At 73.5% G+C, this 24,605-nt stretch carries 16 protein-coding genes and 1 pseudogene; 13 read left to right on the top strand and 4 right to left on the bottom strand.

Annotation, left to right across the window (positions count from 1 at the left end):
* Window positions 1-178: 178 nt before the first annotated feature.
* Genes ACFQ8T_RS09485 through ACFQ8T_RS09465 form a run of 5 tightly spaced genes read left to right on the top strand, consistent with a single transcriptional unit; the run spans window position 179 to window position 7,239 of the window.
* Window positions 179-1,465, top strand: coding sequence for an ABC transporter substrate-binding protein (locus ACFQ8T_RS09485; RefSeq protein ID WP_430546288.1), 1,287 nt, complete (start codon window positions 179-181; stop codon window positions 1,463-1,465).
* 2 nt (window positions 1,466-1,467) lie between these two features.
* Complete coding sequence (locus ACFQ8T_RS09480; protein ID WP_430546287.1) at window positions 1,468-2,451, top strand: carbohydrate ABC transporter permease; 984 nt, start codon at window positions 1,468-1,470, stop codon at window positions 2,449-2,451.
* Window positions 2,451-3,380, top strand: a complete 930-nt coding sequence (locus ACFQ8T_RS09475; protein ID WP_430546286.1) for a carbohydrate ABC transporter permease — start codon at window positions 2,451-2,453, stop codon at window positions 3,378-3,380. The genes ACFQ8T_RS09480 and ACFQ8T_RS09475 overlap by 1 nt, the downstream gene beginning before the upstream one ends.
* A gap of 5 nt (window positions 3,381-3,385) precedes the next feature.
* The gene (locus tag ACFQ8T_RS09470; protein ID WP_430546285.1) at window positions 3,386-6,004 is read left to right on the top strand and encodes a beta-galactosidase; all 2,619 of its coding nucleotides are present in this window, start codon (window positions 3,386-3,388) and stop codon (window positions 6,002-6,004) included.
* 2 nt (window positions 6,005-6,006) lie between these two features.
* Entirely contained in the window at window positions 6,007-7,239 is a 1,233-nt protein-coding gene (locus ACFQ8T_RS09465; RefSeq protein WP_430546284.1) for an ROK family protein, read from the top strand.
* Window positions 7,240-7,257: 18 nt separating this feature from the next.
* Here ACFQ8T_RS09465 and ACFQ8T_RS09460 read toward each other — a convergent pair whose 3' ends face one another.
* On the bottom strand, window positions 7,258-8,313 hold the full coding sequence (locus ACFQ8T_RS09460) for a LacI family DNA-binding transcriptional regulator (protein WP_430546283.1): 1,056 nt from the start codon (window positions 8,311-8,313) through the stop codon (window positions 7,258-7,260).
* 229 nt (window positions 8,314-8,542) lie between these two features.
* Here ACFQ8T_RS09460 and ACFQ8T_RS09455 point away from each other — a divergent pair, with 229 nt between their 5' ends.
* The 8 genes and pseudogenes from ACFQ8T_RS09455 (at window position 8,543) to ACFQ8T_RS09420 (ending at window position 21,213) form a co-directional block, all read left to right on the top strand.
* On the top strand, window positions 8,543-9,382 hold the full coding sequence (locus ACFQ8T_RS09455) for a carbohydrate ABC transporter permease (RefSeq protein ID WP_430546346.1): 840 nt from the start codon (window positions 8,543-8,545) through the stop codon (window positions 9,380-9,382).
* Window positions 9,383-9,385: 3 nt separating this feature from the next.
* Entirely contained in the window at window positions 9,386-10,297 is a 912-nt protein-coding gene (locus ACFQ8T_RS09450; protein ID WP_429763272.1) for a carbohydrate ABC transporter permease, read from the top strand.
* 47 nt (window positions 10,298-10,344) lie between these two features.
* Complete coding sequence (locus tag ACFQ8T_RS09445) at window positions 10,345-11,688, top strand: ABC transporter substrate-binding protein (protein ID WP_430546282.1); 1,344 nt, start codon at window positions 10,345-10,347, stop codon at window positions 11,686-11,688.
* A 107-nt stretch (window positions 11,689-11,795) separates the two neighbouring features.
* A complete protein-coding gene (locus ACFQ8T_RS09440) occupies window positions 11,796-13,604 on the top strand; it encodes a beta-galactosidase (RefSeq protein WP_430546281.1) in 1,809 nt (602 codons plus the stop codon).
* Window positions 13,604-14,877, top strand: a pseudogene (galK, locus tag ACFQ8T_RS09435) (galactokinase). The gene ACFQ8T_RS09440 and the pseudogene galK overlap by 1 nt, the downstream one beginning before the upstream one ends.
* An 84-nt stretch (window positions 14,878-14,961) precedes the next feature.
* Window positions 14,962-18,243: an RICIN domain-containing protein gene (locus ACFQ8T_RS09430; RefSeq protein WP_430546280.1), complete on the top strand. Its 3,282-nt coding sequence runs from the start codon at window positions 14,962-14,964 to the stop codon at window positions 18,241-18,243.
* 82 nt (window positions 18,244-18,325) lie between these two features.
* Complete coding sequence (locus ACFQ8T_RS09425; protein ID WP_430546279.1) at window positions 18,326-19,468, top strand: PIG-L family deacetylase; 1,143 nt, start codon at window positions 18,326-18,328, stop codon at window positions 19,466-19,468.
* The gene (locus ACFQ8T_RS09420; protein WP_430546278.1) at window positions 19,468-21,213 is read left to right on the top strand and encodes an ATP-binding protein; all 1,746 of its coding nucleotides are present in this window, start codon (window positions 19,468-19,470) and stop codon (window positions 21,211-21,213) included. The genes ACFQ8T_RS09425 and ACFQ8T_RS09420 overlap by 1 nt, the downstream gene beginning before the upstream one ends.
* Here the strand turns inward: ACFQ8T_RS09420 and ACFQ8T_RS09415 are convergent.
* The 3 genes from ACFQ8T_RS09415 to ACFQ8T_RS09405 are packed head-to-tail and all read right to left on the bottom strand — an operon-like array spanning window position 21,185 to window position 24,554.
* Window positions 21,185-22,318 carry a hypothetical protein gene (locus tag ACFQ8T_RS09415; RefSeq protein ID WP_430546277.1) on the bottom strand — a complete coding sequence of 378 codons (1,134 nt, stop codon included), beginning with the start codon at window positions 22,316-22,318 and terminating at the stop codon, window positions 21,185-21,187. The two genes, ACFQ8T_RS09420 and ACFQ8T_RS09415, sit on opposite strands and share 29 nt — an antisense overlap.
* A 38-nt stretch (window positions 22,319-22,356) precedes the next feature.
* Window positions 22,357-23,631, bottom strand: a complete 1,275-nt coding sequence (locus tag ACFQ8T_RS09410; RefSeq protein WP_430546276.1) for a glycosyltransferase — start codon at window positions 23,629-23,631, stop codon at window positions 22,357-22,359.
* Window positions 23,628-24,554, bottom strand: a complete 927-nt coding sequence (locus ACFQ8T_RS09405; protein WP_430546275.1) for an ATP-grasp domain-containing protein — start codon at window positions 24,552-24,554, stop codon at window positions 23,628-23,630. Before ACFQ8T_RS09405 ends, ACFQ8T_RS09410 begins: the two co-directional genes overlap by 4 nt.
* Window positions 24,555-24,605 lie beyond the last annotated feature (51 nt).

Raw genomic sequence — 24,605 nt, 5'->3', positions numbered from 1 at the left:
CGGCACCGTCGCAACGGTGCCGGCCCGGCACGGCGGAGCGGCCCGGGGCGCCCGGGCACCGTGATCACTTCGTGATCACCGAACCGTCGACATCTATTTATCCAAGGGTTAGTTTTACCAACGTTGTAATCGAAGGGCCGGTCGACGACGACCGGCCCACCGCAGAGAGGCGGAGACGATGAACGCAAGGACGCGATGGAGCAGGGGCGTCGTCGGGGTGGCGCTCGCCGCGCTGGGCATGTCGGCGCTGGCGGCGTGCGGCTCGGGCGAGGACTCGGGCGGCGGCGGGGTCACGACGCTGACGATGACGGTGTGGGGCGGCGACGTCGACAAGACGTCGTACCAGGAGCGCGTCGACATGCTCGAGAAGGCGCACCCCGACATCAAGGTCAAGCTCCAGCTCATCCCGAGCGACCAGTACGAGCAGAAGGTGCAGACGATGATCGCGGGCGGCAACGGCCCGGACATCATGCAGGTCGCCGAGGGCGTCAACGTCTACTCGTCCAAGAACCAGATCCTGCCGCTGGACGAGTACGTGTCAAAGTCCGGCATGGACCTCGACGAGCGCTTCGGGCCCACCGGCTCCCTGTACTCCTACCAGGACAAGGTCTACGCGATCCCGGACCGCTCCGGCGCGATGATCGTCTACTACAACAAGGACCTCTTCGACGCCGCCGGCGTGGACTACCCCACGGCGGACTGGACGCAGGAGGACGCCCAGACGGCGATGGAGAAGCTCACAGTGCCGGGCAAGCAGTGGGGCTACGGCGGCGCCGGCTGGTGGGCGCAGTGGTGGAGCTTCGCCTACCAGAACGGCGGCCAGATCATCGACGACTCGGGCGCCCCGACGGTGAACACCCCCGAGGTCGTCGACGCGCTGCAGTGGGCGAACGACCTCACCTTCAAGGAGCACGTCGTCCCGACCGCGGCCGAGTACGCCGACATGGGACCCGACATGGGGGGCGACCCGGCGTTCGCCGCGCAGAAGGTCGCGATGAACACGACCGGGTTCTGGGCCATCGGCGGCCTCCTCGAGTCGGACTTCGACTGGGACATCGCCCCGATGTGGCAGGGCGACGAGCAGGCCGTGTCGGCCTTCGGCTCCGGCCTGGCGATCTCGCGCGACTCCGAGCACGCGGACAAGGCGTTCGAGGCGATCGACTACCTCACCGACGCCGAGGCGCAGCAGGTCATCATCGACAACGCGCAGGACGTGCCCGCCAACGTCCAGGTGCAGCAGTCGGACGCGTTCCTCGAGCCGGAGTGGGCCACCAAGGACATCAACATGGGCGCCTTCGCGGAGTCGTCCGACTTCGTCTTCACCTCGCCCCTGATCCCCGAGTGGAACGAGATGCAGGCGACGTTCGACGACAACCTGGGCACGTTCTGGAACGAGGGCGGCGACGCGAAGACGCAGCTCGACGCGATCCAGACGAAGCTCGAGTCGATCGTCGGCCAGGGCTGACGATGGCCGCCGACCTCGGCGCCGTCCTCGGTGCGGCGCGGGCCCAGGGCCCGCGCCGCACGGGGGGCCGGCGCGCCGCACGCCTGCCCCGCCCGAAGCTGTCCCGGCGGGGCCGGACGGAGGCCCGGTTCTTCTGGCTGTTCATCTCGCCCTGGCTCGTCGGCTTCGTCGGGTTCCTGCTGGGCCCGATGATCGCGTCCGTGTACATCTCGCTCACCGAGTGGGACTCGTTCACGCCGCCCGTGTTCGTCGGGCTGGACAACTACGTCCAGGCCCTCACCGGCGACCCGGTGTTCTGGAAGGCCCTGTGGAACACCTTCTTCTACGCCGCGGTCTCGGTCCCGCTCGGCCTGGCGGTCGGCCTCTGGCTGGCCAACCTGCTCAACAAGAAGGTCCGCGGCCGCAAGTTCTTCCGCACGATGATCTACCTGCCCACGCTGGTGCCGCTCGTAGCCACCGCGATGGTGTTCAAGATGGTGCTCGCGCCGTCCGGCCCGCTCAACGACCTGCTCGGGGTGTTCGGTGTCCAAGGGCCCGACTGGCTGCTCGACCCGCTGTGGGTCAAGCCCGCGCTCGTCGTGCTGTCCGCGTGGGGCGCCGGGAGCGCCACGGTGCTGCTGCTCAGCGCCATGAACGGCATCCCGCGGGAGTTCTACGAGGCCGCCGAGATCGACGGGGCGGGGCCGTTCCGGCAGTTCTGGTCGATCACGTTCCCGCAGATCACGCCGATCATCTTCTTCAACCTCATCATGGGGCTGATCGGCGCGTTCCAGATCTTCTCCCAGGTGTACATCCTCACCCAGGGCGGTCCTGACAACGCCAGCCAGATGGTGGTGCCGCTGCTGTTCGACGAGGCCTTCGGCTTCTACCACTTCGGCTACGCGTCGGCCGTCGCCTGGCTGCTGTTCGTCGTCATCATCGGCTTCACCGCGCTCGCGTTCCGCACGTCGCGGCGCTGGGTGTTCTACGAGACGGAGGTGCGGTGATGGCCGCAGCGACCCAGGCCCCACCCGCCGCCGTGGCCGAGCCGGACCTCGCGCCCGGCCGCGGCGCCACGGCCCGCACGCTCAAGGCGTTCAAGGCGACGCCCGTCACCTACGCGGTGCTGCTGATCGTCTCGGCGGTCTTCTTCGTGCCGCTGATCCTCATGGTCTCCATCGCGCTGGCGAGCGACCAGACCAGCGCGCAGAACGCGTTCACCGTGATCCCCACGGAGTTCCTCTGGTCGAACTTCAGCGACGTCTTCACCGCGACGGGACTGCCCGTGGGCCGGTTCGTCCTGAACTCGGTGATCATCGCGACCCTGTCCGCCGTCGGTCAGGTGCTCTCGTCGTCGCTGGTCGGCTACGCGTTCGCCCGCCTGCGCGCGCCCGGCAAGAACGTCATGTTCGTCGTCGTGCTCGCCACCATGATGATCCCGGCGCAGATCACGATGATCCCGCAGTTCCTGCTGTTCAAGGAGCTGGGCTGGGTGAACACCTACCTGCCGCTCATCGTGCCGAGCTTCTTCTCCAACGCGTTCAACGTGTTCCTCGTGCGGCAGTTCGTCTCCCGCATCCCGAGCGAGATGGACGAGGCCGCGCAGGTGGACGGGCTCGGCTACTTCGGCATCTACCGGCGCATCGTGCTGCCCATGATGTGGCCGATCCTCACGGCCATCGCGATCTTCACGCTGACGCACGCGTGGGGGGACTTCATGGGGCCGCTCATCTACCTCAACTCCGAGGAGACGATGCCGCTGGCGCTCGGCCTGCAGTACATGACCTCCACGAGCAACGCCATGCAGCTGCCGCCGTGGAACCTCGTCATGGTCGGCTCCATCATGCTGACGCTGCCGATGATCGTCGTGTACTACCTCGGCCAGAAGTACCTGTACGAGATGAACGTCTCCGTCGGAAGCGCGGGTGTGAAGTGACGGTCGTGACGAGCAGCAGCGTGGTCCTGGGCCCCTCGGGCCTGGTGGTGGACGGCGAGGAGAAGGCGCTGCTGTGCGCGTCCCTCTTCTCCTTCCGCCTGCCGCGCGAGGAGTGGGCGGCGCGGCTCGCCCAGGTACGGGCGACGGGGTACGACGCCGTCGACGTCTACCTGCCCTGGAACTTCCACGAGCTCGAGCCGGGCCGCTGGGACTTCACCGGGCGGCGCGATGTCGGGACGTTCCTCGACCTCGCCCACGAGGCGGGGCTGCTGGTGGTCGCCCGCCCCGGGCCGTACATCTGCTCGGAGTGGGACGGCGGCGCGCTGCCCGCCTGGCTCACGCTCGAGCCGGGGCTGCGGCTGCGCCAGGCCGAGCCGCGCTACCTGGCGCACGTGCGGGAGTGGTTCGACCAGGTGCTGCCGATCCTGGCCGCTCGCCAGCACGGCCGCGGCGGCAGCGTCGTGGCCGTGCAGCTGGAGAACGAGCTCGACTTCTTCGACTGCGACGACCGGGCGGGGTACGTCGGGGCGCTCGCAGCCATGGCGCGCGAGCACGGCATCACCGTGCCGCTCGTCGCGTGCGCCGGCCAGGGCGACCTGCTCGGCGCGACGGGCGGGGTCGACGGCGTGGCGCCGGCGTTCAACTTCTACCCGGACGACCGGTCGCCGCACGTCGAGCCGGAGGTGCGCCGCTACGCGGACCTCGTCGCCGTCCGGGGGCTGCCCCTCCTGGTGACCGAGACGAACCGGCGGCACGTCACCCTGCGCCGGCTGCTGGTCAGCGGCGCGACGCTGCTCGCGCCGTACCTGCAGGCGTCCGGCTTCGACCTCGGGTACACGCCGTCGGTCGGGAACTGGGGCGACCCGGGCAGCTTCATGACGCACGACTACGACTTCGGCGGGTTCCTCTCGCCGGTCGGCGCCCCGCGCCCGGAGACGACCCAGGCGCGCGTGCTGGCCGCCGTCGTGCGGACCCTGGGGCCGGCCCTGGCGCGCGGCGTGCCCCGGGCGGCGCCCGGCGCGTACGCGACGTCGGCGCCGACGAGCGCGTCGCCGTCCTGCCTCGGGCTCGACGGCGGCGGCTCGCTGCTCGGCGTGCCGAACCTCGGGGAGTCGTGGGCCGAGGCGCTGCTGCCGATCGACGCCGAAGGCTCGGCGACCGTGGAGGTGGCGCTGCCGCCCGAGTCGTGCCTGCTGGTGCTGCGGGACCTGCCCCTCGACCGGTTCGGGGCGCCGGGGACGCTGCGCCTGGCGACCGCCGACCTCGTCGCGGCGGGACCCTCCGGGCTCGAGCTCGCCGGCGAGGGCCCGGCGGTCGTCGTCCTCGAGGCGCGCGACGGACGCACGACGCTCGTGGAGCTGGCCGCGCCGGCCCCCGGTGCGCCGGTCCGCGCGGCCGCGCGTGCCGGTGACGACCGGTGGGACGTCGTCCTGCACCACCCGCAGCACGTGCCGGGGCCGGGGGAGAGCCCCGCCCCGCCCGTGCCCGCGTGGGACGCGGACGCCGACCCCGCGCAGGACGCGACGGTCCCCGTCACCGACGTGGCGCGGGCCGTGCGGCTCGACCTGCCCGTCCGCGACGGCCGACCCGAGGCGTACGACCTCCCGCCGGCGTCGGAGGAGGCCGGCGTCCACCGCGGCCGCACCCACTACGCGGCCGACGTCACCGGCGCCGTCGAGCTCCTGCTGGAGGGCGCGGGCGACATGGTCGACCTCGCCCTCGACGGCGTGGCCCGCCCGACCCTCGCGCGCTTCGGCGCGACGACGGTGGTGGCGACCGGCGGCGCGAGCCGGTTGACCGCGACCGTCGAGACCTGGGGTCACGCCAACTTCGACGACGCCCGTCTGCCCGGCCTGCGCGCCGGGTCGCTGCGCGGCGTCGGGCGCGTCTGGTCCGTGGCGGCCCGCGACGACGTGTCCGCGCTCTGGAGCGTCGAGGACAGGGAGCAGTGGGCGGGCGACCCGGCGCCGGTGCGCACGCTCGGCGGCTGGAGCAGCACGCGGGTCGGGCGGCCGGTCACGTACCGGCGGTCGCTGCCCGTGGACGGGGTCCGGCACCACGCCCTGCGCCTCGACGGCGTGCCCGGGGCGGTCGACGTGCGGGTGGACGGCGCGCGGCGCACGGTGGCGGCCGAGGACCCGTGGCTCCACCTGGCGCCCGGGGAGGGGGCGGACGTCGCCGTCACGCTGCCGCACACGCCGGGCGCGCTGGGCGGGGCGGAGCTGCTGCGCCTCGACCCCGTGCGCGGCTGGCAGGTCGAGGCGCAGCCGGACACGGCGCTCGTGGGGCTGGCCGCGCGGCCCGCCCCGGGCGCGGACGTGGGGCTGCCGCTGGGCCTCGAGCCCGGCGACGAGGCGTGGCTCGACGTCGCGCTGCCGCCCGGCGGCTGGTCGCTGTGGTTCGCCGGCACCCAGGTGCGCGTGAGTGCCTTCGCGCACGGCGAGCTGCTCGGCCGGGTCTGGCTCGACGACCCCGCCGCGCCGCGGTTCTCCGGGGGCCGGCCGACCCGCCTCTGGCTTCCCGCGGCCTGGAACGAGGGCGGGCTACGCTTGCTCGTGCGCGCGACCGCCGGGCCGAACCGACCGCAGCTGGCGCGTCTTCGCACCGTCGCCACCCAGGAGTGACCATGGCAGTCGAGAGGCGGACGTCGCGCGACATCCGCAGCGAGTCCCGGCTGGACGTGATGCACGCCCTGCTGACGGCCGAGGAGGCCACCCGCAACGAGCTGGCCCGCACGACCGGGCTCAGCCCGGCCACCGTGGCCACCGTCGTCGGCGACCTGCTCTCCGAGGGCATCGTCACCGAGTCGCGGCTCAGCGCCGGCCGGGTCGGGCGGCCCACCGCCAGCCTGCGCATCAACGCCGACCGCGGCCGCGTGGTGGGCATCGACGTCGCGGAGACGTACGTGCGCGCGATCGTGTTCGACGCCGCCCTCGACGAGGTGGCGGCGGCCGAGACCCCGCGCGACGAGCACGAGAGCTCGCCCGAGTACGTCGTCGAGGGCATCGGCCGGACCTTCGACGCGGCCCTCGCGAAGGCCGGTGTGGGCGCCGCCGAGGTCCTCGGCGTCGGGGTGGCCCTCCCCGGCATCGTGCAGCGCGCGACGGGGGTCGCCGTCGTCGTCCCGCACTGGAGCTGGCACTCGGTCGAGCTGGACAGCCTGCGCGACCGGATCGGCGTGCCGCTGGTGCTCGACAACCCGCTCAAGGCGATCGCGACCGCGGAGCTGTGGTTCGGCACCGGGCGCGGGGCCGACTCGATGGTGACGGTGAACCTCGGCACCGGGGTCGGGGCGGGGATCGTCCTGGAGGGCCGCATCCTCCGCGGCGCGACCAACGCCGCGGGGGAGTGGGGGCACTCCCTGCTCGCGGTCGACGGCCGCCGCTGCCGGTGCGGGCGGCGCGGCTGCGTCGAGGCGTACGTCGGCGCGCCCGGCATCCAGCAGACGCTCCGCGAGATCGCGCCGGAGCACCCGCTGTGCGACCTGGACCTGCAGCGGGAGTTCATCCAGGCGCTCGCGAGGGCCAGCGCGGCGGACACGCCCGACCCGGCGGTCGAGGAGACGCTCGCGACGACGGCCCGCTACCTCGGGTCCGCGCTCGCCGACCTCGTGGCGGTGGTGAACCCGGAGCGGGTCACCCTCACGGGCTGGACGACGTGGGCGATCGGCGACCGTCTGCTGCCGCTCGCCCGCGCGCGCATGGTCGAGGAGGCGCCGGGGGAGTCCGCCGCCGGGCTGAGCCTGGAGATCTCGACGGTGCGCGGGAACTCCGTCGCCACGGGGGTCGCGATGATCGCGCTGGAGCGCTTCCTCGGCGACGTCGGCCTGGTCACGACCCGGGCCGCGATCGCGCTCTGACCGACCCGGCGCGACGGCCTAGCGCGGTGCCGGCCCGCTGCTCTCGCGCACGACCAGCCGGACGGGCACGGTCTCGTGCGTGCCGCTCAGGTCGACGTCGTCGCGCACCTGGCGCAGCAGCAGGTCGACCAGGCTGCTGCCGATGCGCGCGAAGTCCTGCTCCACGGTGGTCAGCGGCGGCCACAGGTGCTCGGCGAGGGTGATGCCGTCGAAGCCGACGACGGAGACGTCGTCCGGCACCCGGCGCCCGGCCTCGTGCAGGGCGTGCAGCACGCCGGCCGCGGTCTCGTCGTTGGCGCAGAAGACGGCGGTGACGTCGGGGTCGGCGGCGAGCTCGCGGCCGACGGCGTACCCGGTCCGCGCGGTCCAGTCGCCGTGCAGGGGCTCGGGCACGGCCCGGCCGCCGGCCTCGAGCGTGGCGCGCCAGGCGTCGATGCGGCTGCGGGCGGGCAGCGAGTCGTCCGGGCCCGCGACGTGGTGCACGGTGCGGTGCCCCAGGTCCAGCAGGTGCTGCACGGCGAGGCGCGCGCCCTCCGTCTGGTCGGCGCGCACGGCGGGGTGCGTGCCGACGAAGCGCGAGTCGGAGACGACGACGGGCAGCTGCGCGGGCAGGGCGAGCGTGTCCGGGGTGGCGGACTCGGCGCGCACGATGACGAGCCCGTCGATCGCCTGGTGGGAGAGGCGGGTGACGGCCGCGGAGACGTCGTCGGGGGACGGGCTCTCGACGTCGACGATGGTGACGGTGTAGCCCTCGGCGCGGGCGGCCTCGACGACGGCCTCGACGGTGCGCGACTCGCCCGTGCGGGCCAGCTGGTGGGCGATGACCCCGAGCGTGCGGAAGCTGCCGTACCGCAGCGCGCGGGCGGCGGTGTTGGGCGCGTAGCCCAGCTCGGCCATGGCGGCGAGCACGCGGTCGCGCGTCGCGGGCTTGACGTTGTCGAGCCCCATCGAGACGCGGGAGACGGTCTGCGAGGAGACGCCCGCGAGCGCCGCGACCTCGGCCATCGAGGGCGCCGTCCGGGGGCGTGCCCGCCCTCGGGTCTGCACGCCGGGCGCGCCGTTCGTCTCCACCATCGCCGCCTCTCGTGTCGCGTCTCGTGGTGCATCGCGTGACTCTGCCGGCGTCCGGGGCTTGACATCCCTGGCGCCTCGCGACACTCTAGTCCGGCCACGATGTTTACGTAAACATTTGGCCCGTCCTCCTGGGAGTTGCTTCGTGACCGCAGACGCTCCGGCATCCTCGCCGCCCGCCCCGACCGCCGTGCCCGCCGTGCGCCGCAGCCGTCGGCGCTGGAAGGGATGGATGTTCGTCGGCCCGTTCATGCTGGTGTTCGCGCTGGTGTTCCTCGCCCCGATCGCCTACTCGCTCTACCTGTCGGTGTTCCGCACGCAGATGGTGGGCGGCACCACGTTCGTCGGGCTCGAGAACTACGCGCAGGCGCTGGCCGACCCGCAGTTCTGGGAGGGTCTCGGCCGCGTCAGCCTGTTCCTGCTGGTGCAGGTGCCGATCATGCTCGGCATCGCGCTGCTGGTCGCCCTCGCGATCGACAGCGGCCGCCTGTACGGCAAGAGCTTCTTCCGGATCTCGATCTTCATGCCCTACGCGGTGCCGGCGGTCGTCGCGGCCCTCATGTGGGGCTTCATGTACGGCACGCGCTTCGGCCTGGTGGGCAACATCAACGACGCCATCGGCGTCAGCCTGCCGAACCCCCTGTCGCCGGACCTCGTCCTGGCGTCGATCGGCAACATCGTGACCTGGGAGTTCGTCGGCTACAACATGCTGATCTTCTACTCCGCGCTGCGCGTCGTGCCGCACTCGCTGTACGAGGCGGCGGAGATCGACGGCGCCGGTCAGTGGCGCGTCATCAGCGCTATCAAGCTGCCCGCGATCCGCGGCGCGCTGGTCATCGCCACGATCTTCTCGATCATCGGCAGCTTCCAGCTCTTCAACGAGCCCAGCATCCTGCAGTCGCTCGCCCCGAACGCCATCACGACGTCGTACACGCCCAACCTGTACGCCTACTCGCTGTCGTTCTCCGGCCAGCAGTACAACTACTCCGCGACCGTGGCCATCATCATGGGCCTGATCACCATGGTGATCGCCTACGTGGTGCAGCTGCGCGGCATGCGCAAGGAGGCGTGACCCGTGTCGACGCTGACCGCCCCCGCCCGTCCCGCCCCGAGGCTGCGCACCCCGCGCCACCACTCGGTGGCCCGGCCGCGCCGCAGCCCGCTGCTCACGGTGCTCACCGCCGTCGTGCTCGTGTACTCGCTGGTGCCGCTGGCCTGGCTGCTCATCAACGCGACCAAGACGCAGGAGGACCTGTTCTCCTCGTTCGGCCTCTGGTTCGGCGACTCGTTCTCGCTGTGGGACAACATCGTCACCACGCTGACCTACGACGACGGCGTCTTCGTGCGGTGGTTCGGCAACACCGTGCTGTACGTGGTCGTGGGCGCGGGCGGCGCGACGTTCCTCGCCATCCTGGGCGGGTACGCCCTCGCGAAGTTCGACTTCCCGGGCAAGCGCGGGGTGTTCGCGCTCGTCATCGGCGCGGTGGCCGTGCCGGGCACGGCGCTCGCCGTCCCGACCTTCCTCATGTTCAGCCAGCTGGGCCTGACGAACACGCCGTGGGCCGTGATCATCCCGTCGCTGATCTCGCCGTTCGGCCTGTACCTCATGTGGACCTTCGCGGCCGAGGCAATCCCCGGCGAGCTCCTCGAGGCGGCCCGGATCGACGGGGCGGGGGAGTTCCGCACCTTCTTCCGCGTGAGCCTGCCGCTGCTCGCGCCCGGGATCGTCACCGTGCTGCTGTTCACGATGGTCGCCACCTGGAACAACTACTTCCTGCCGCTGATCATGCTGCGCGACTCGTCCTGGTACCCCCTGACGCTGGGACTCAACGCCTGGAACGCGCAGGCCGCCACCGCCGGCGGCGAGGCCATCTTCAACCTCGTCATCACCGGCGCGCTGCTCACGATCCTGCCGCTGGTCGCCGCCTTCCTGCTGCTGCAGCGCTACTGGCAGTCCGGCCTGGCCGCCGGGTCCGTCAAGGAATGACCCCGTATCTCTCCCGCGTATCCGTCTGACGATGAAGTGAGGACCCCATGAACGCACGATCCCGCCACCTGGCGCGCGGTACCGCCCTCGCCGGCGTGCTCGCCCTCGGCCTGGCCGCCTGCGGCTCCGGCGACGACGGCGGCTCCGGCGGCGGCGACGCCGCGCCCGTCGACACGGCCGCCGTCCTCGAGAAGGGCGGCGAGATCACCGTGTGGGCGTGGGAGCCCACGCTGGAGCAGGTCGTGACGGACTTCGAGAAGAAGTACCCGAACGTCACGGTGAACCTCGAGAACGTCGGGACGGGCAACGACCAGTACACGGCCCTGCAGAACGCGATCTCGGCGGGCGACGGGGTGCCCGACGTCGCGCAGGTCGAGTACTACGCCGTGCCGCAGTTCGCCATCTCCGAGGCGCTGACGAACCTCGGCCCGCTCGGCGCCGACGACCTGGACGGCACCTTCAGCACCGGCCCGTGGAACTCCGTGCACAGCGGCGACGGCGTCTACGGCCTGCCCATGGACTCCGGCCCCATGGCCCTCTTCTACAACGAGGACGTCTTCGAGAAGTACGGCGTCGACGTGCCGACCACGTGGGACGAGTACCTCGAGGCCGCCCGGACCATCCACGAGAAGGACCCGAAGGCCTACATCGCCAACGACATCGGCGACGCCGGCTTCACCACCAGCATGATCTGGCAGGCGGGCGGGCACCCGTACCAGGTGGACGGCACCGACGTGACGATCGACTTCGCCGGCGACGAGGGCACGCAGAAGTTCACCGAGGTCTGGCAGCAGCTGATCGACGAGGACCTGCTGGCCCCCGTCGGCTCGTGGAGCGACGAGTGGTACCAGGGCCTCGGCAACGGCACCATCGCGACGCTGACCATCGGCGCGTGGATGCCCGCCAACCTCGAGTCCGGCGTCCCGCAGGGCGAGGGCAAGTGGCGCGTCGCCGAGATGCCGCAGTGGGAGGCCGGGCAGCACGCCACCTCCGAGAACGGCGGCTCGTCGCTGACCGTGCCCGCCGCCAGCACGAACGCGGAGCTCGCCTACGCCTTCGTCGACTACGCCACGAACGGTGACGGCGTGCAGGCCCGCCTCGACGGCGGCGCGTTCCCGGCCACCACGGCCGACCTCGAGTCGGACGAGTTCCGCAGCGCCGAGTCCGAGTACTTCGGCGGCCAGAAGATCAACGAGGTGCTCGCCGACTCCGCGGCCAACGTCGTCGAGGGCTGGCAGTACCTGCCGTTCCAGGTCTACGCGAACTCGATCTTCAACGACACGGTGGGCCAGGCGTACGTCTCCGGCACCACGCTGACGGACGGCCTCGCGACGTGGCAGGAGCAGTCCGCCACGTACGGCAACGGCCAGGGCTTCACCGTCAACAAGTAGTCCCGACGTCCGTCCCTGGGGTGGGTCTTCCGGGCCCCGGAAGACCCACCCCGGGGACGCTCGTGCCCGACCTCCGCCCCCCACCGACCCGGAGAGGTTTCCGCCCCATGCCCACGTTCGAGATCGGCGAGCAGGACTTCCTGCTCGACGGCCGCCCCTACCAGGTGATCAGCGGGGCGCTGCACTACTTCCGCGTGCACCCCGACCAGTGGGCGGACCGGATCCGCAAGGCGCGGCTGATGGGGCTGAACACGATCGAGACGTACGTGCCGTGGAACTTCCACGCGCCCGAGCCCGACGTGTTCGACCTCGCCGGACGGCGTGACCTCGGCCGCTTCCTGGACCTGGTCGCGGCGGAGGGGCTGCACGCGATCGTCCGTCCCGGGCCGTACATCTGCGCGGAGTGGGACGGGGGCGGGCTGCCGGCCTGGCTCTTCGCCGGCGGGAGCGCGGGGGTCCGGCGGTACGACCCCGCGTTCCTCGCGGCCATCGGCACCTACTACGCGCACCTGCTGCCGCTGGTGGCCGAGCGGCAGGTGACGCGCGGCGGCCCCGTGCTCCTGGTGCAGGTGGAGAACGAGTACGGCGCCTACCCGGGCGTGCCCGCCGACGAGCGCACCCGCTACCTGCGGGCGCTCGTCGACCTCACGCGGGAGCAGGGCATCGAGGTGCCCCTGTTCACGTGCGACCAGGCCGACGACGAGCACCTGTCGCTCGGCGGCCTGCCCGAGCTGCACAAGACCGCGAACTTCGGCTCGCGGTCGCTGGAGCGGCTCGCCGTGCTGCGGCGGCACCAGGCGACCGGGCCGCTGATGTGCACGGAGTTCTGGGACGGCTGGTTCGACTCCTGGGGGCTCGAGCACCACGTCACCGCGCCGGAGACCACGGCGGCGGACCTGGACGACCTGCTCGGTGCGGGCGCGTCGGTCAACCTCTACATGTTCCACGGCGGCACCAACCTCGGGCTGACCAACGGGGCCAACGACAAGGGCACGTACCTGCCCATCACCACGTCGTACGACTACGACGCCCCGCTGTCCGAGCACGGCGGCCCCACCGCGAAGTTCCACGCCCTGCGCGCGGTGATCGCCAAGCACGCGCCGGTGCCCGACGAGGTGCCCCTCGAGCCGGCCCCGGCCCCGGAGCTCGACGTCGTCCTCGACCGGCGGGTGGCGCTCGATGCCGTCCTGGACCTGGTGTCAGGGCGGAGGTCGCGGACGTCGGCCCCGCAGCCCCCGACGATGGACGACCTGCGCCAGTGGTCCGGCTTCGCGCTGTACGGCACGCGGGTCACGGCCGACGACGCCGTCCTGGTGGTCGATGAGGTGCGCGACCGCGCCGTCGTCGCGCTCGACGGCGACCCGGTGGGCGTGCTCGACCGCACCACCCACGCCTGGTCGCTGCCGCTGCCGCGGCGGGCCGGCACCCTGACGCTGCTCGTCGAGGACCGGGGGCGCGTCAACTACGGCCCCCGGATCGGCGAGCCCAAGGGGATCGTCGGGACGGTGCGCACCGCCACCCGCGAGCTCACCGACTGGGAGGCCGTGCCCCTGCGGCTCGAGGACGCCCCGGCGCTCCTGGACGACGCCGTGTGGGCGGCCGCGGACGACGCCGGCCGGCTCGACGGGCAGGTCGGCGGGCCCGTCGCCGGGCCCTCGTTCCACCGCGGCACGTTCGCCTCCGTGGCGGGCGTCGACCACTTCCTGCGCCTGGACGGCTGGACCCGCGGCCTCGTGTGGGTCAACGGCGAGCTGCTCGGCCGGTACTCGAGCCAGGGGCCCACGGGCACGCTCTACGTGCCCGGCCCGTTCCTGCGGGCCGAGGGCAACGAGCTGGTGCTGCTCGAGCTGCACGGCGCCGCCGCGCCCCGCGCGCGGTTCGTCGCGGCCCCCGACCTCGGCCCGACGGAGGCCTGATGGGGGCGCAGCCCGTGGACGATGCCGGGTGGCACGTCGCGTGGTCGCCGGCCGAGGGCGCCCGGCGTGCCCGGGACGTCTTCGCCCGGGTGTTCGGCGGCGACGCCGCCGGAGGCCCGGTCCTCGGCGTGTGGTCCGCGCCGGGCCGCGTGAACCTCATCGGGGAGCACACCGACTACAACGCCGGGCTGTGCCTGCCCACCGCGCTGCCGCACCGCACGTACGTCGCGCTGCGGCCGCGCGCCGACGACGTCGTCCGCCTCGCGTCGGCGCAGGCCGACGGCCTGTGGGAGGCGGACCTCGCCGACGTCGGCGCGGACGGGGGTGCGGCCGGCGGTGTCTCCGGCTGGGGCGCCTACCTGGCCGGGGTGGCGTGGGCGCTGCGCGAGGCGGGGCATGCGGTCGGCGGCTTCGACGCCGCCGTCGACTCCTGCGTGCCGTTCGGCGCCTCGTTGTCCAGCTCCGCGGCGCTGGAGAGCGCCGTCGCCGTGGCGCTGGACGACGTGCACGGGCTCGGCCTGGGCGGCTCCGTCGCAGGCCGGTCCCGCCTGGTCGAGGCGTCCGTGCGCGCCGAGAACGACGTGGCCGGCGCGGCGACGGGCGGGCTCGACCAGTCCGCCTCCCTGCTGTGCCGCGCGGGTGAGGCGCTGCTGCTCGACTTCCGCCCTGGGCTGCCGCCCGAGGAGCACGCCGTCCCGCTGCCGTGGGACCTGGCGTCGGCCGGGCTGGCGCTGCTCGCCGTCGACACCCGGGCGCCGCACCGGCTCGTCGACGGGCAGTACGCCGCCCGGCGCGCGTCGTGCGAGCGGGCGGCCGCGCTGCTCGGCCGCGACAGCCTGCGCGACGTCGGCCCCGTGGCCCTGGACGAGGCCCTCGCCGCGCTGGCCCCGCACGACCCCGACGGCGTCTGCGCCGCCGGGTGCGGCACGTCGTCACGGAGACGGCGCGCACGGCGGACGTCGCCGAGCTGGTGCGCGCGGGAGCGTACGAGCAGGTCGGGCCGCTGATGACGGCCTCCCACGTGTCGCTGCGCGACGACTTCGAGGTCACCGCGCCCGAGCTGGACCTGGCCGTCGACGCCAGCGTCGCCGCCGGCGCCCTCGGCGCCCGCATGACGGGCGGCGGCTTCGGCGGCTCCACGCTCGCGCTGGTGCGGGAGGACGACGTCGACGACGTCGTCGCGCACGTCCGCACCGCGTTCGCCGACGCCGGCCTCGCCGCGCCCGCGTTCCTCCTCGCCCCGCCGTCCGCACCGGCCGGCCGCACCGACTGACCGCACCGACTGACCGCACCACCGACCCGCACGACCCGTCGCACGACCCCACCCATCGCACCGACGCGAGAGAGAGGTTCACCGATGAGCCCGACGAGAAGGAACACCCGACGACGGCTCGCCGCCGGGGCGGCGGGCGCGCTGCTGGCCGCGGGCCTGGTCCCGGCCGCGGCGTCCGCACAACCCGCCACGGGGGCCGTCCGCGCGGCCGTCGCCGACGCCCCCGGGGTGACGGTCCGCCCCGACCCGTCGTACGCGGGGGAACCGTTCGAGGGCTGGGGGACCAGCCTCGTGTGGTTCGCCAACGCCACGGGCGGCTACCCGGACGAGATCCGCGACCGGCTCGCCGACATGGTGTTCGGCGACGAGGGGCTGAACCTCAACATCGCGCGCTACAACGTCGGCGGTGGCAACGCCCCCGACGTGCCCGACTACCTGCGCGCGGGCGGCGCCGTCGACGGCTGGTGGAAGGCGCCCGAGGGCACCACGCGCGAGGACGTGGACTGGTGGGACCCGGCGGACCCGGACCACTGGGACGCGGACGCCGACGCCACCCAGCGCTGGTGGGTGGACCGGATCAAGGACGGCGTCACGCACTGGGAGGCCTTCAGCAACTCCCCGCCGTGGTTCATGACCGAGTCCGGGTACGTGTCGGGGAACTTCGACGCGAACGCCGACCAGCTCAAGGCCGAGAGCGTCGACGACTTCGCGCGGTACCTGGTGGGCGCCGTCGAGCGCCTCGAGGACGCGCACGGCATCGACGTCGACACGATCGACCCGTTCAACGAGCCGAACACGAACTACTGGGGCACCCAGCTCGGCGCGGACGGCAACCCGACCGGCGGCCGCCAGGAGGGCGCGCACATCGGTCCGGAGCTGCAGCAGCAGGTCGTCCCGGCGCTCGCGGACGCCCTCGACGGCTCCGGCACCGGCGCCGTGATCTCGGCGATGGACGAGACCAACCCCGGCCGCTTCGCCACCAACTGGAACTCCTACCCGGACGCCGTGCGCGACCAGGTGTCCCAGCTCAACGTGCACACGTACGGCACGGGCCAGCGCACCACGGTCCGCGACATCGCCAAGAGCGAGGACAAGCCCCTGTGGATGAGCGAGGTCGGCGGCTCCTGGTCGAGCACCGGGCAGGACTTCGAGTCCATGGAGTCCGGCCTGGGCAGCGCGCACCAGATCGTGGACGACCTGCGCGAGCTGGAGCCGTCCGCGTGGGTGTTCTGGCAGCCCGTGGAGGACTACGACAACATGGCGCCCGGCGGCGAGAGCCCCGAGGGCGGCAACTGGGGCGAGATCCAGCTCTCGTTCTCCTGCGCGGGGGACGACACGCTCGAGACCTGCCCGATCTACACCAACACCAAGTACTGGGTCACCCAGAACTTCACGCACTACATCGCGCCCGGGGACCGGTTGGTCGGGGTGGACGACACGGACAGCACGGCCGCGGTCTCGGCGGCGGGCGACGCCGCGACCGTCGTGCACGTCAACGACACGACGGCGGCGCGCGACGTCACGCTCGACCTGTCGGGCTTCGCGACCACGGCGGGCGCGACGGTGACGCCGGTGACCACCAGCACCGACGGGTACCTCGTCGAGGGCGAGCCGGTGGCCGTGCAGGACTCTGCGGCCACGGTCACCGTTCCCGCGGAGTCGGTGACGACGTTCGTCGTGGAGGGCGTCTCGGGTGTCGCGGACGACGCGCCGCTGGCGCGGGACGGCCACGTCGTCCGGCTCGACGGCGCGCAGTCGGGCCGCTCGCTCGCCCCGGCGGGCGACGCGCTGCAGGTCGCGACCGACGACCCGGCCGCGGCCGGACAGCTCTGGACGCTCGAGGACCTCGGCGCCCCTGAGGGCTCGGGCTCGCACCGCACGCGGTACGCCGTGACGAACGTGGCCACGGGGCAGCAGCTCGCGGTGAGCGAGGACACCTCCGCGGTGCTCGCGGACGCCCCGGCCGACGCCGTCGACACCCCGGCGGCGGCGCGCTGGATCCTGTCCACCACCGGCGACAGCACGTACACGCTGGTCAACGCGTCGTCGCGCACCCTGCTCGAGGTGGGCGGCGAGGCCACGGCCGACGGCTCGCCCGTCGGGACCTACCGGGCGACGTCCGGCGCCAACCAGCGCTGGGCCGTGGTCGACGAGACCGTCCTCGGCACCGAGCCGGTGGACGTGTTCACCACGCCGGGCGTCGCGCCGGTGCTGCCGGACGTCGTCACGCCCGTGTACCCGGGCGGCGCGCGCGGCGAGCTGCCCGTGACGTGGGACCTGCCCGGCGACGACGCGTGGGCGCGGGCCGGCACGGTCTCGGTCGGCGGCACCGTGCAGGTGCCGGCCGGCGGGACCGTCGAGGCGACCGCGACCGTGCTGGTCGACACGCTCGAGCGGACCAAGCCGGCCCGCGCCGAGGCCTACGCGGGCGAGGCGGCGGCCGAGGTCGGGCTGCCCGCTACGGTGACCGCGCTCGCCGCCGGGGGCGGCGCGGTGCAGCGCCCGGTGACCTGGGACGACGTGCCCTCGGGCGCGTTCGACGAGCTCGGGGTGGTCGAGCTGACCGGCGCCGCCGACGACGGCGCGGGCGGCACGCTGCCCGCCACGGTGCGGGTGCTGGTCACCCCGGCGGGCGAGGCGAACGCCGCGCTGGCCGACGGCACCACGGCGGCCGCCACGTCCACCGAGCCCGGGTACCCGGCGTCGCGCGTCATCAACGGCGACACGTCCGACAAGGGCTGGTCCAACTGGCGCTCCGATGCCAAGAACCCTGAGGACACGCTCACCGTGATGCTGCCCGGCGCGCGCGACGTGACCGGCGTCGTGACGCGGTTCTACCGGGACGGCTCGCACCGGAGCTGGGCCACCGACGTCGCCGTCGAGGCGCGCGTCGAGGGTGCCTGGCAGCCCGTCGGCGAGGCGTCGACCGACGACGGGACGCTCGTGGCCGAGGTCCCCGCGGACGTGCGCGCGGACGCGGTGCGCGTGGTGATGACGGCGCACCCGGACACGCACCTGGTCGTCAGCGAGGTCGAGGTGCTGGCGAAGGTGCCCGGCGACGCCGCGCCCGCGTGGGACGCGAGGGCGACCTACGACGACGGCGACGTCGTCTTCCACGAGGGCGGGCAGTTCGCCGCCACCTGGTGGACGCGCGGCCAGGAGCCGGCGGCGTCCGCGACCGGGTCGTGGCAGGAGCTCGTCCGCGCCGGCGACGGCACGGCGGTGTGGACGGAGTCGCGGATCTTCGACGACGGCGACGTCGTGGAGCACGACGGCGTGCGGTACGAGGCGCGGTGGTGGACCCGCGACCAGGAGCCCGGCGCGTCGAGGCACGGGCCGTGGGAGGTCGTCGCGGCCGGTCGGTGAGCACCGCCCGTACCCGTCGTCGCGCGTCCACGACGCACGGCGCGTACGGTCTGACCAGGCGGGAGCTGTGAGGGGAGAGCCGGTGTCCGACGACACTTTCCGTGCGCTGGTGCTCGAGGACGACCCTGATTCGGCGGAGTTCGTCCGCATCGCGCTCGCGCGGTACGGGAGCATGCACGTCGACATCGCCACCGACGCCGAGGAGGCGCTGGCCGCGCTGAGGCGCTCGACCTACGACGTCCTCGTGAGCGACATCCAGCTCCCGGGACGCTCCGGGCTGGACATCCTGCCCGAGGTCCGGGCGATCGACCCCACCCTGCCGATCATGATCGTCACCGCGTTCCCGACCGTGACGCACGCCGTCGCCGCCCTGCGGGAGGCGGCCGACGACTTCCTGGTCAAGCCGGTCGCGGCGTCCACGGTGGTGGAACGGGCCACCGAGCTCGCGCAGCGCGCCCGCCGGGTGCGGGAGTCGTCGCGGCAACGGGTCCTGGCGGTCGGCGCCCACCCCGACGACGTCGAGATCGGGGTGGGCGCCACCCTGGCGGCCCACGGGGCGGCGGGGGACGAGCTGGTGATCCTCACGCTCTCGGGCGGCTCGGTGGGCGGTCTGGCCGCGGAACGGCACGAGGAGGCGCTCGCGGCGGCGGACGTCGTCGGCGCGCGTCTGGTGCACCTCGACTTCCCGGACACCCACATCGACCCGGCCGCTGGCGTGATCGGGGCGATCGAGGACGTCGTCGCCGAGGTCGACCCGCACCGCGTGTACACGCACAGCGCGAACGACCGGCACCAGGACCACAGGGCGGTGAACGGGGCGGTGCAGATCGCGGCACGCCAGGTGCCCAGCCTGTGGTGCTTCCAGAGCCCGTCCTCGACCGTGGCCTTCGCCCCGAACCGGTTCGTGGACGTCGACGGCTTCGTCGAGGCGAAGCTGCGGATGCTCGCGGCCTACGTGTCGCAGGCCCACCGCGAGTACATGCAGCCGGACGTGGTGCGAGCGACGGCGCGGTACTGGGCGCGCTTCAGCCCGGCGCGCGAGGTCGAGCCCCTGGAGACGGTCCGGGCCAGCGAGACGCTCGCCCGGTCGTCGGCCGTGCGTGCGACGCCCGCCGTGGACGGGCAGGACTCGGGCGCCCCGGTCGACCTGTCCTCGCTGCTGACCCCGCGGGCCCCCGCCGCGCACCAGAACGTCCGGCGGGGCGGTGCGGGGGCGGGCCCCTGATGACCCGAGACCTGGTCCACCGTCTCGGTCGGACGTCTGACCGGGTCTGGGGTGCGTGGTTCGCCGACGACGCCGTGGGGCTGCGGCAGCTTCCGCTCTCCGTCTCGTTCCTCGTGGTGCTGGTGATCCTGCGCATCAGCGGGGTCGACGGGGACCCGGTGTGGCTCACGCTCGCCGTGGCCCTGGTCGTCGCGGTGCAGCTGGCGGGCAGCCTCGGGCGCTGGGACCGGTGGTCGCCGGGCTGGCGGTGCGTGCTCCCCCTGACGCAGATGGTGGCGATCGGTGCGCTGGAGGTCGGCTCCGGCCTGGTCCTGGCGAGCTTCGACGCGCTGCTGTTCCTCCCGGTCGTGAGCCTGGCGCTGCAGCGGGAGGCCTGGGGGCCGGTGCTGGCGATGGGCGGCTCGGTGCTGGTCCTGTTCGGCCCGATCCTGCTGCCGGTCACGGCCGTCGAGCGGGTCCATCCCGCGATGCACGCGCTGGTGGTGCTGCTGGTGCTCGGCCTGGTGGCGGTCGGGACGCACGGCTTCGTGGGGGTGGCGCGCGGCCAGGCCCAGGAGCTGGGTCGTGCGCGCGACGAGCTCGCTACCGCGGCGCGGCACCTGCGCGAGTCCCGGGACGCCCTGCGGGGCATCATGGCCGCCGCGACGGAGCAGGGCTTCGTGGCGACCGACGTCTCGGGCAGGATCGTCTGGGTCAGCCCGGGCACCCTGCGGGTGCTCGCGCGCGCCGAGGAGGACCTGATCGGCCTCGACGTGTCGCAGCTCGTGGAACCGGCGGCCCTCGCCGCGCGGCTGGCCGAGGCGGACGACGACCCCGGCACGGGACGAGCCCCGGACAGGGTCGCGGCGAACCGGGTCGTGCTGGGCGCCGCGGTCACAGGAGCCACCCACGTCGCCGAGTGGCCCGTGATGCTCCCCGACGGGGAGCGCCGGTACCTCGAGCTCACCGTGACCGAGCGATCCGCACGCTCCGGGGCCGTGTCGGACCTCCCCGCGGGCTTCCTCGTCGTCGCCACCGACGTCACCGCCCGCCACGAGGAGGAGCGCATCCAGGACGAGTTCGTCGGGCTCGTGAGCCACGAGCTGCGGACCCCGCTCGGGTCGATCCTGGGGTACGTGGACCTGCTGCGGCTCGAGGAGGACCGGCTGGACGACGAGCAGCGGCAGTACCTGGGGGTCGTCGAGCGCAACGCACGACGGCTGAGCGCCCTCATCGACGACCTGCTGACCAGCGCCCAGATCGTCGCGGGTCGTCAGGTGCTCGAGGGGCACGACCTGGACGTCGCCCAGGTCGTCCGTGACGCCGTCGAGAACGAGCGCCCGGCGGCCGAGGCCGCCGGGATCGAGGTGGTGGTCGAGGGAGACGCCGTGGTCCCGCTCGTCTCCGACCCCCATCGTCTGGGCCACGTGGTCGAGAACCTGCTCAGCAACGCGGTGAAGTACAGCGACCGGGGCTCCCGGGTCAAGGTCTCCGTGACGAGCGGGGCGACGCCCACCGGGTCGCATCTGGCGCGCCTGCTCGTGGCGGACGCGGGGATCGGCATCCCGGCCGACGAGATCGACCGCGTCACCCAGAGGTTCTACCGCACCCGCAACACCCGACGGCGACGCGTGCGCGGCGCCGGCCTCGGGCTCGCGCTCGTCGACCGCGTCGTCCACGACCACGGCGGCGTGATGTCGATCCGCAGCGTGCCGGGTCAGGGGACCGAGGTGGACGTCACCCTCCCGGACCTGCCGACGCGCTAGGCCCGGCGCCGCCCCAGACCCGGGCCAACGTCGCCCAGTGCGCCGGGGACAGGTGCGAGAGCGGCGTGACGTTCGCGTCCCGGACCCCGTGGGTGGTCGCGGCCCGGAGCGTCGCGGCCATGCGCTCCGGCGAGATCGCCTGGGGCGGGTCGGCGTCCGCCGACGCCGCCCACAGACCGACGGAGACCGTGAAGCGGGACATGTCGAAGCCCGCCGACTGCAGCGACGCCGTGACCCGCTCGACGTCCGCGGGAGTGCGTGCCCTGGCCCCGACGTACGCCCAGACGATCAGGCGGTCGGCGGACCGCAGGAGGATCTCGTAGTCGTGCCCGCTCGCGGGCGCACCGGCGGCAGGGTCGTCCCAGCCGACACGGACGTCCATCGCGAGCTCGATCTGCTCGCCCTGGCCGTCGCGCACGCCGTCGAGACCGGCGCGCATCCGGGCCAGCAGCCCGGCCAGCACCTCCGACCGCCAGGTGCCGAGCTCGGGGTCGTCCTCGTCGATCTCGCCGTCGGCGTCCCGCGGCCAGTCGTCGGCGCCCGTCATCTCGCGGTAGAGGGCGAGGTCGTCGTCGCCGAAGCTGTAGAAGTTGAGGAAGAGCTCGGTGACGGCGATCCGGCTGGGGTTGTAGCGCTCACCGAGAGCGGTGACGTACTCGACGAGCCGGTCGCCCACCTCGCCCGTGGCGAGCTCGGAGGCCGACGCGCGGTAGGGGGAGCGGGTGCCCTTGGCCGAGACCCCGGCGATCGACGGGTCGGACTTGATCCACTCGGGGACGTAGGCGTCGACGATGAGCCCGATCTCGCGCGGCGTGCCGTCGGCGGTCCGCTGCAGCGCGCGGGCAGCGCGCGACAGGTGGTCGCTGCCGGGCTCGGCCGCGACCTCCGGGTGGGCGGGCCAGTCGAACGCCGTGAACTCGACCCGTCCCGCGTTGAGGTCGACGCCGTTGGCACCCGCGGCGTCGAGGTGCCGGTCGATCGCGGCCCAGTCCGTGTCGGGGTCGGTCACGATGCCGAAGTCGACGCTGACGGAGCGCTCCTGCTCGGGGGCGACGGTGGGCCGCATGGTCGGCGGCACGTCCTCCCACGGTCGCGCGAGGAGCACGGCGGCTCCGACGGCGACGCCGAGCGTGGCGGCGACGGTCAGGAGCCAGGGCCATCGTCGTCGACGAGCCCGCGCACCGACACCGTCCCGCTCCGGTCCAGCTTGTTCCATCGGTTCTCCGCGTTCCCGAGCTCCAGTCGCGCGGCGTCGAGCACGACGAAGGTCATCATCAGCGAGTAGACGGGCCACAACGGGAGGGTCCACAGCTGCCGGAGGTCCCCGGGTGCCCGGTCCAGGAGGACCGCGAGCAGCAGCAGTGCGAGCGACAGCGGGAGGCCGAGCAGGAGCACCCATCCCCACCAGGACGACGGCACCCACGAGGGCCCGTCGACGAGCACGAGGACCGCGAGCGCGATCATGGCCAGCACCTGCACGAACGGTGCGACGACCTGGGCCGCGGTGTTGTACAGCAGGTACACGCCGAACGCGCCGTAGCGCGGGTTGCCGACCATCGAGCGGTGCATGGAGGTCACCTGGAGCAGGCCGCGGGCCCACCGCACGCGCTGGCGCCACAGGCCGCGCAGGGTCGACGGGGACTCGGCGTAGACGAGGGCGTCGGGCGCGAACGTCACCCGATAGCCCGCCCGCGCGACGCGCCATGTCAGCTCGAGGTCCTCGCCGAGGGTGTCGGTGTGCAGCGCGCCGACGCGGTCGAGCACGTCCCGCCGGAACGCGCCGATGTTCCCCGACACGATCGGCAGGCACCCCAGGACGTCGAGCGCACGGCGCATGAGCCCCGTCCCCACGTGGCTGATGAGGGACAGCAGCCGGGTGAGGACGCGGTCGAGGTTGACGGGCCGGTCGTTCCCGCACACGGCGCCGACCCGATCGTCGCGGAACCCGCGCAGCAGCCGCGTCACCGTGTCCGGCCGGAACAGGCCGTCCGCGTCGACGAGGACCAGGACGTCGCCCCGCGCCGCCGCGATCCCTGTGTTGAGCGCCGCTCCCTTGCCGGCGTTGTCCTGGCGCAGGGCTCGCACCTGGGGGTGCTCCGCCGCGAGCCGTTCCATGCGCGCGAACGTGTCGTCGGACGAGCCGTCGTCGACGCACACGATCTCGAGCGAGGGGTGCTCGCTGCGCAGCACGGAGCGCACGCAGTTCTCGATCACCACGGATTCCTCGTACGCCGGCACGACGACGCTCACCATGGGCGTCTCGGGGAACATCGGGCCGCAACCGGCCGGGCCGGGGTCGTCGCGCCGGCGCCGGGCCTCGAACACGAGAGCGGCGGGCACGAACGCGAGGCGGACCAGCCCGACCACCAGCAGCGAGAGCGCGAGCACCAGGACGAGCGCGGCGAGGACGGACGTCACGGCGCCACCCGATCGCTCGTCGAGGGCCACTCGTCGAGGACCGCGTCGAGCACCTCCGGTGCGGCCGCCGAGACGGCGCCGAACCGGGCGTTGACCTCGAGGACCACGGGCGTGCCGTCCGCGAGGAGCCGGACGTCCATGTCGAGCGGGCCGACGAGGTCGAGCGCCTCCGCGGTGCGGGCGGCGAGCTTCGCGACGTCGTCCGCCGTCCCGGTGGGCAGCCGTTCCACCGCGGTGGCGTTGCCCACGCGACCCTCCTTGCGGCCCGTCTTCTCGAGCACGACGACGACGCAGCGTCCGTCGGCGGGCGAGCGGTACACCTGGGGGCTGTACTCGGCCCCAGGGGCGAAGGCCTGCACCACCCAGGACGCGTCCGTGCTCGCCCAGACCGGGTCGTCCGGGTCCTCCACCACGTGCACGCCCCGCCCGCCGCGGGCGACGCGCGGCTTGACGACGACCGGTCCGTCGGCCCAGGCCAAGGCCTCGGCCGCCGAGCCCAGCGCGTCGGCGGGCAGGTGCCGGGGGACGGAGACCCCGTGCCGTTCGAGCGACCACATCGTGAGGAGCTTGTCCGCGGCGACGGCAGTGGGACCCGGCGCCGAGAGCACGACCGTCGTCCCGAGCCCGGCCGCCGCCGCGAGCACCGCGAGCCGCGGCAGCTCGTCGGAGACGGTGGGCACGACAAGACGGGGACGGTGACGGCGCAGCAGGTCGAGAGTCGCCGCGTCGTAGGCGGGGTCGGCTGCCGCGGGCACGGCTTCGACCACGTCGTAGCCGGTGCCCGCGGTCGGCGCCAGGTCGACCCCCACCACCCGTCGGAGGTCCGCGTCGGCGCGGCGTGCGAGCTGAGGGCCGAGCGCCCTGCCCGCGGGCCCCGCCGCTCCGGTCACCAGGATCGTGTGCAGCCGTGGCGCGTCACCCATGCTCGGATCGTAGGGGCCCGTCTGCGTCGATGCAGCCGGGAGCGCCCGGCG

Source organism: Isoptericola sp. NPDC056618 (assembly GCF_042792715.1).
In the GTDB taxonomy this organism is placed as follows: Bacteria; Actinomycetota; Actinomycetes; order Actinomycetales; family Cellulomonadaceae; genus Isoptericola; species Isoptericola nanjingensis.
The sequence above is the reverse complement of the archived record's forward strand: the minus strand, read 5'-3'. Positions and strand labels throughout refer to the sequence as shown.

What these genes read in the sequence shown, in the direction of transcription:
- ACFQ8T_RS09485 (WP_430546288.1), top strand. Translation starts at nt 179, where the DNA reads ATGAACGCAAGGACGCGATGGAGCAGGGGCGTCGTCGGGGTGGCGCTC.
- ACFQ8T_RS09480 (WP_430546287.1), top strand. Translation starts at nt 1,468, where the DNA reads ATGGCCGCCGACCTCGGCGCCGTCCTCGGTGCGGCGCGGGCCCAGGGC.
- ACFQ8T_RS09475 (WP_430546286.1), top strand. Translation starts at nt 2,451, where the DNA reads ATGGCCGCAGCGACCCAGGCCCCACCCGCCGCCGTGGCCGAGCCGGAC.
- ACFQ8T_RS09465 (WP_430546284.1), top strand. Translation starts at nt 6,007, where the DNA reads ATGGCAGTCGAGAGGCGGACGTCGCGCGACATCCGCAGCGAGTCCCGG.
- ACFQ8T_RS09460 (WP_430546283.1), bottom strand. Translation starts at nt 8,313, where the DNA reads ATGGTGGAGACGAACGGCGCGCCCGGCGTGCAGACCCGAGGGCGGGCA.
- ACFQ8T_RS09455 (WP_430546346.1), top strand. Translation starts at nt 8,543, where the DNA reads ATGTTCGTCGGCCCGTTCATGCTGGTGTTCGCGCTGGTGTTCCTCGCC.
- ACFQ8T_RS09445 (WP_430546282.1), top strand. Translation starts at nt 10,345, where the DNA reads ATGAACGCACGATCCCGCCACCTGGCGCGCGGTACCGCCCTCGCCGGC.
- ACFQ8T_RS09440 (WP_430546281.1), top strand. Translation starts at nt 11,796, where the DNA reads ATGCCCACGTTCGAGATCGGCGAGCAGGACTTCCTGCTCGACGGCCGC.
- ACFQ8T_RS09430 (WP_430546280.1), top strand. Translation starts at nt 14,962, where the DNA reads ATGAGCCCGACGAGAAGGAACACCCGACGACGGCTCGCCGCCGGGGCG.
- ACFQ8T_RS09420 (WP_430546278.1), top strand. Translation starts at nt 19,468, where the DNA reads ATGACCCGAGACCTGGTCCACCGTCTCGGTCGGACGTCTGACCGGGTC.
- ACFQ8T_RS09405 (WP_430546275.1), bottom strand. Translation starts at nt 24,554, where the DNA reads ATGGGTGACGCGCCACGGCTGCACACGATCCTGGTGACCGGAGCGGCG.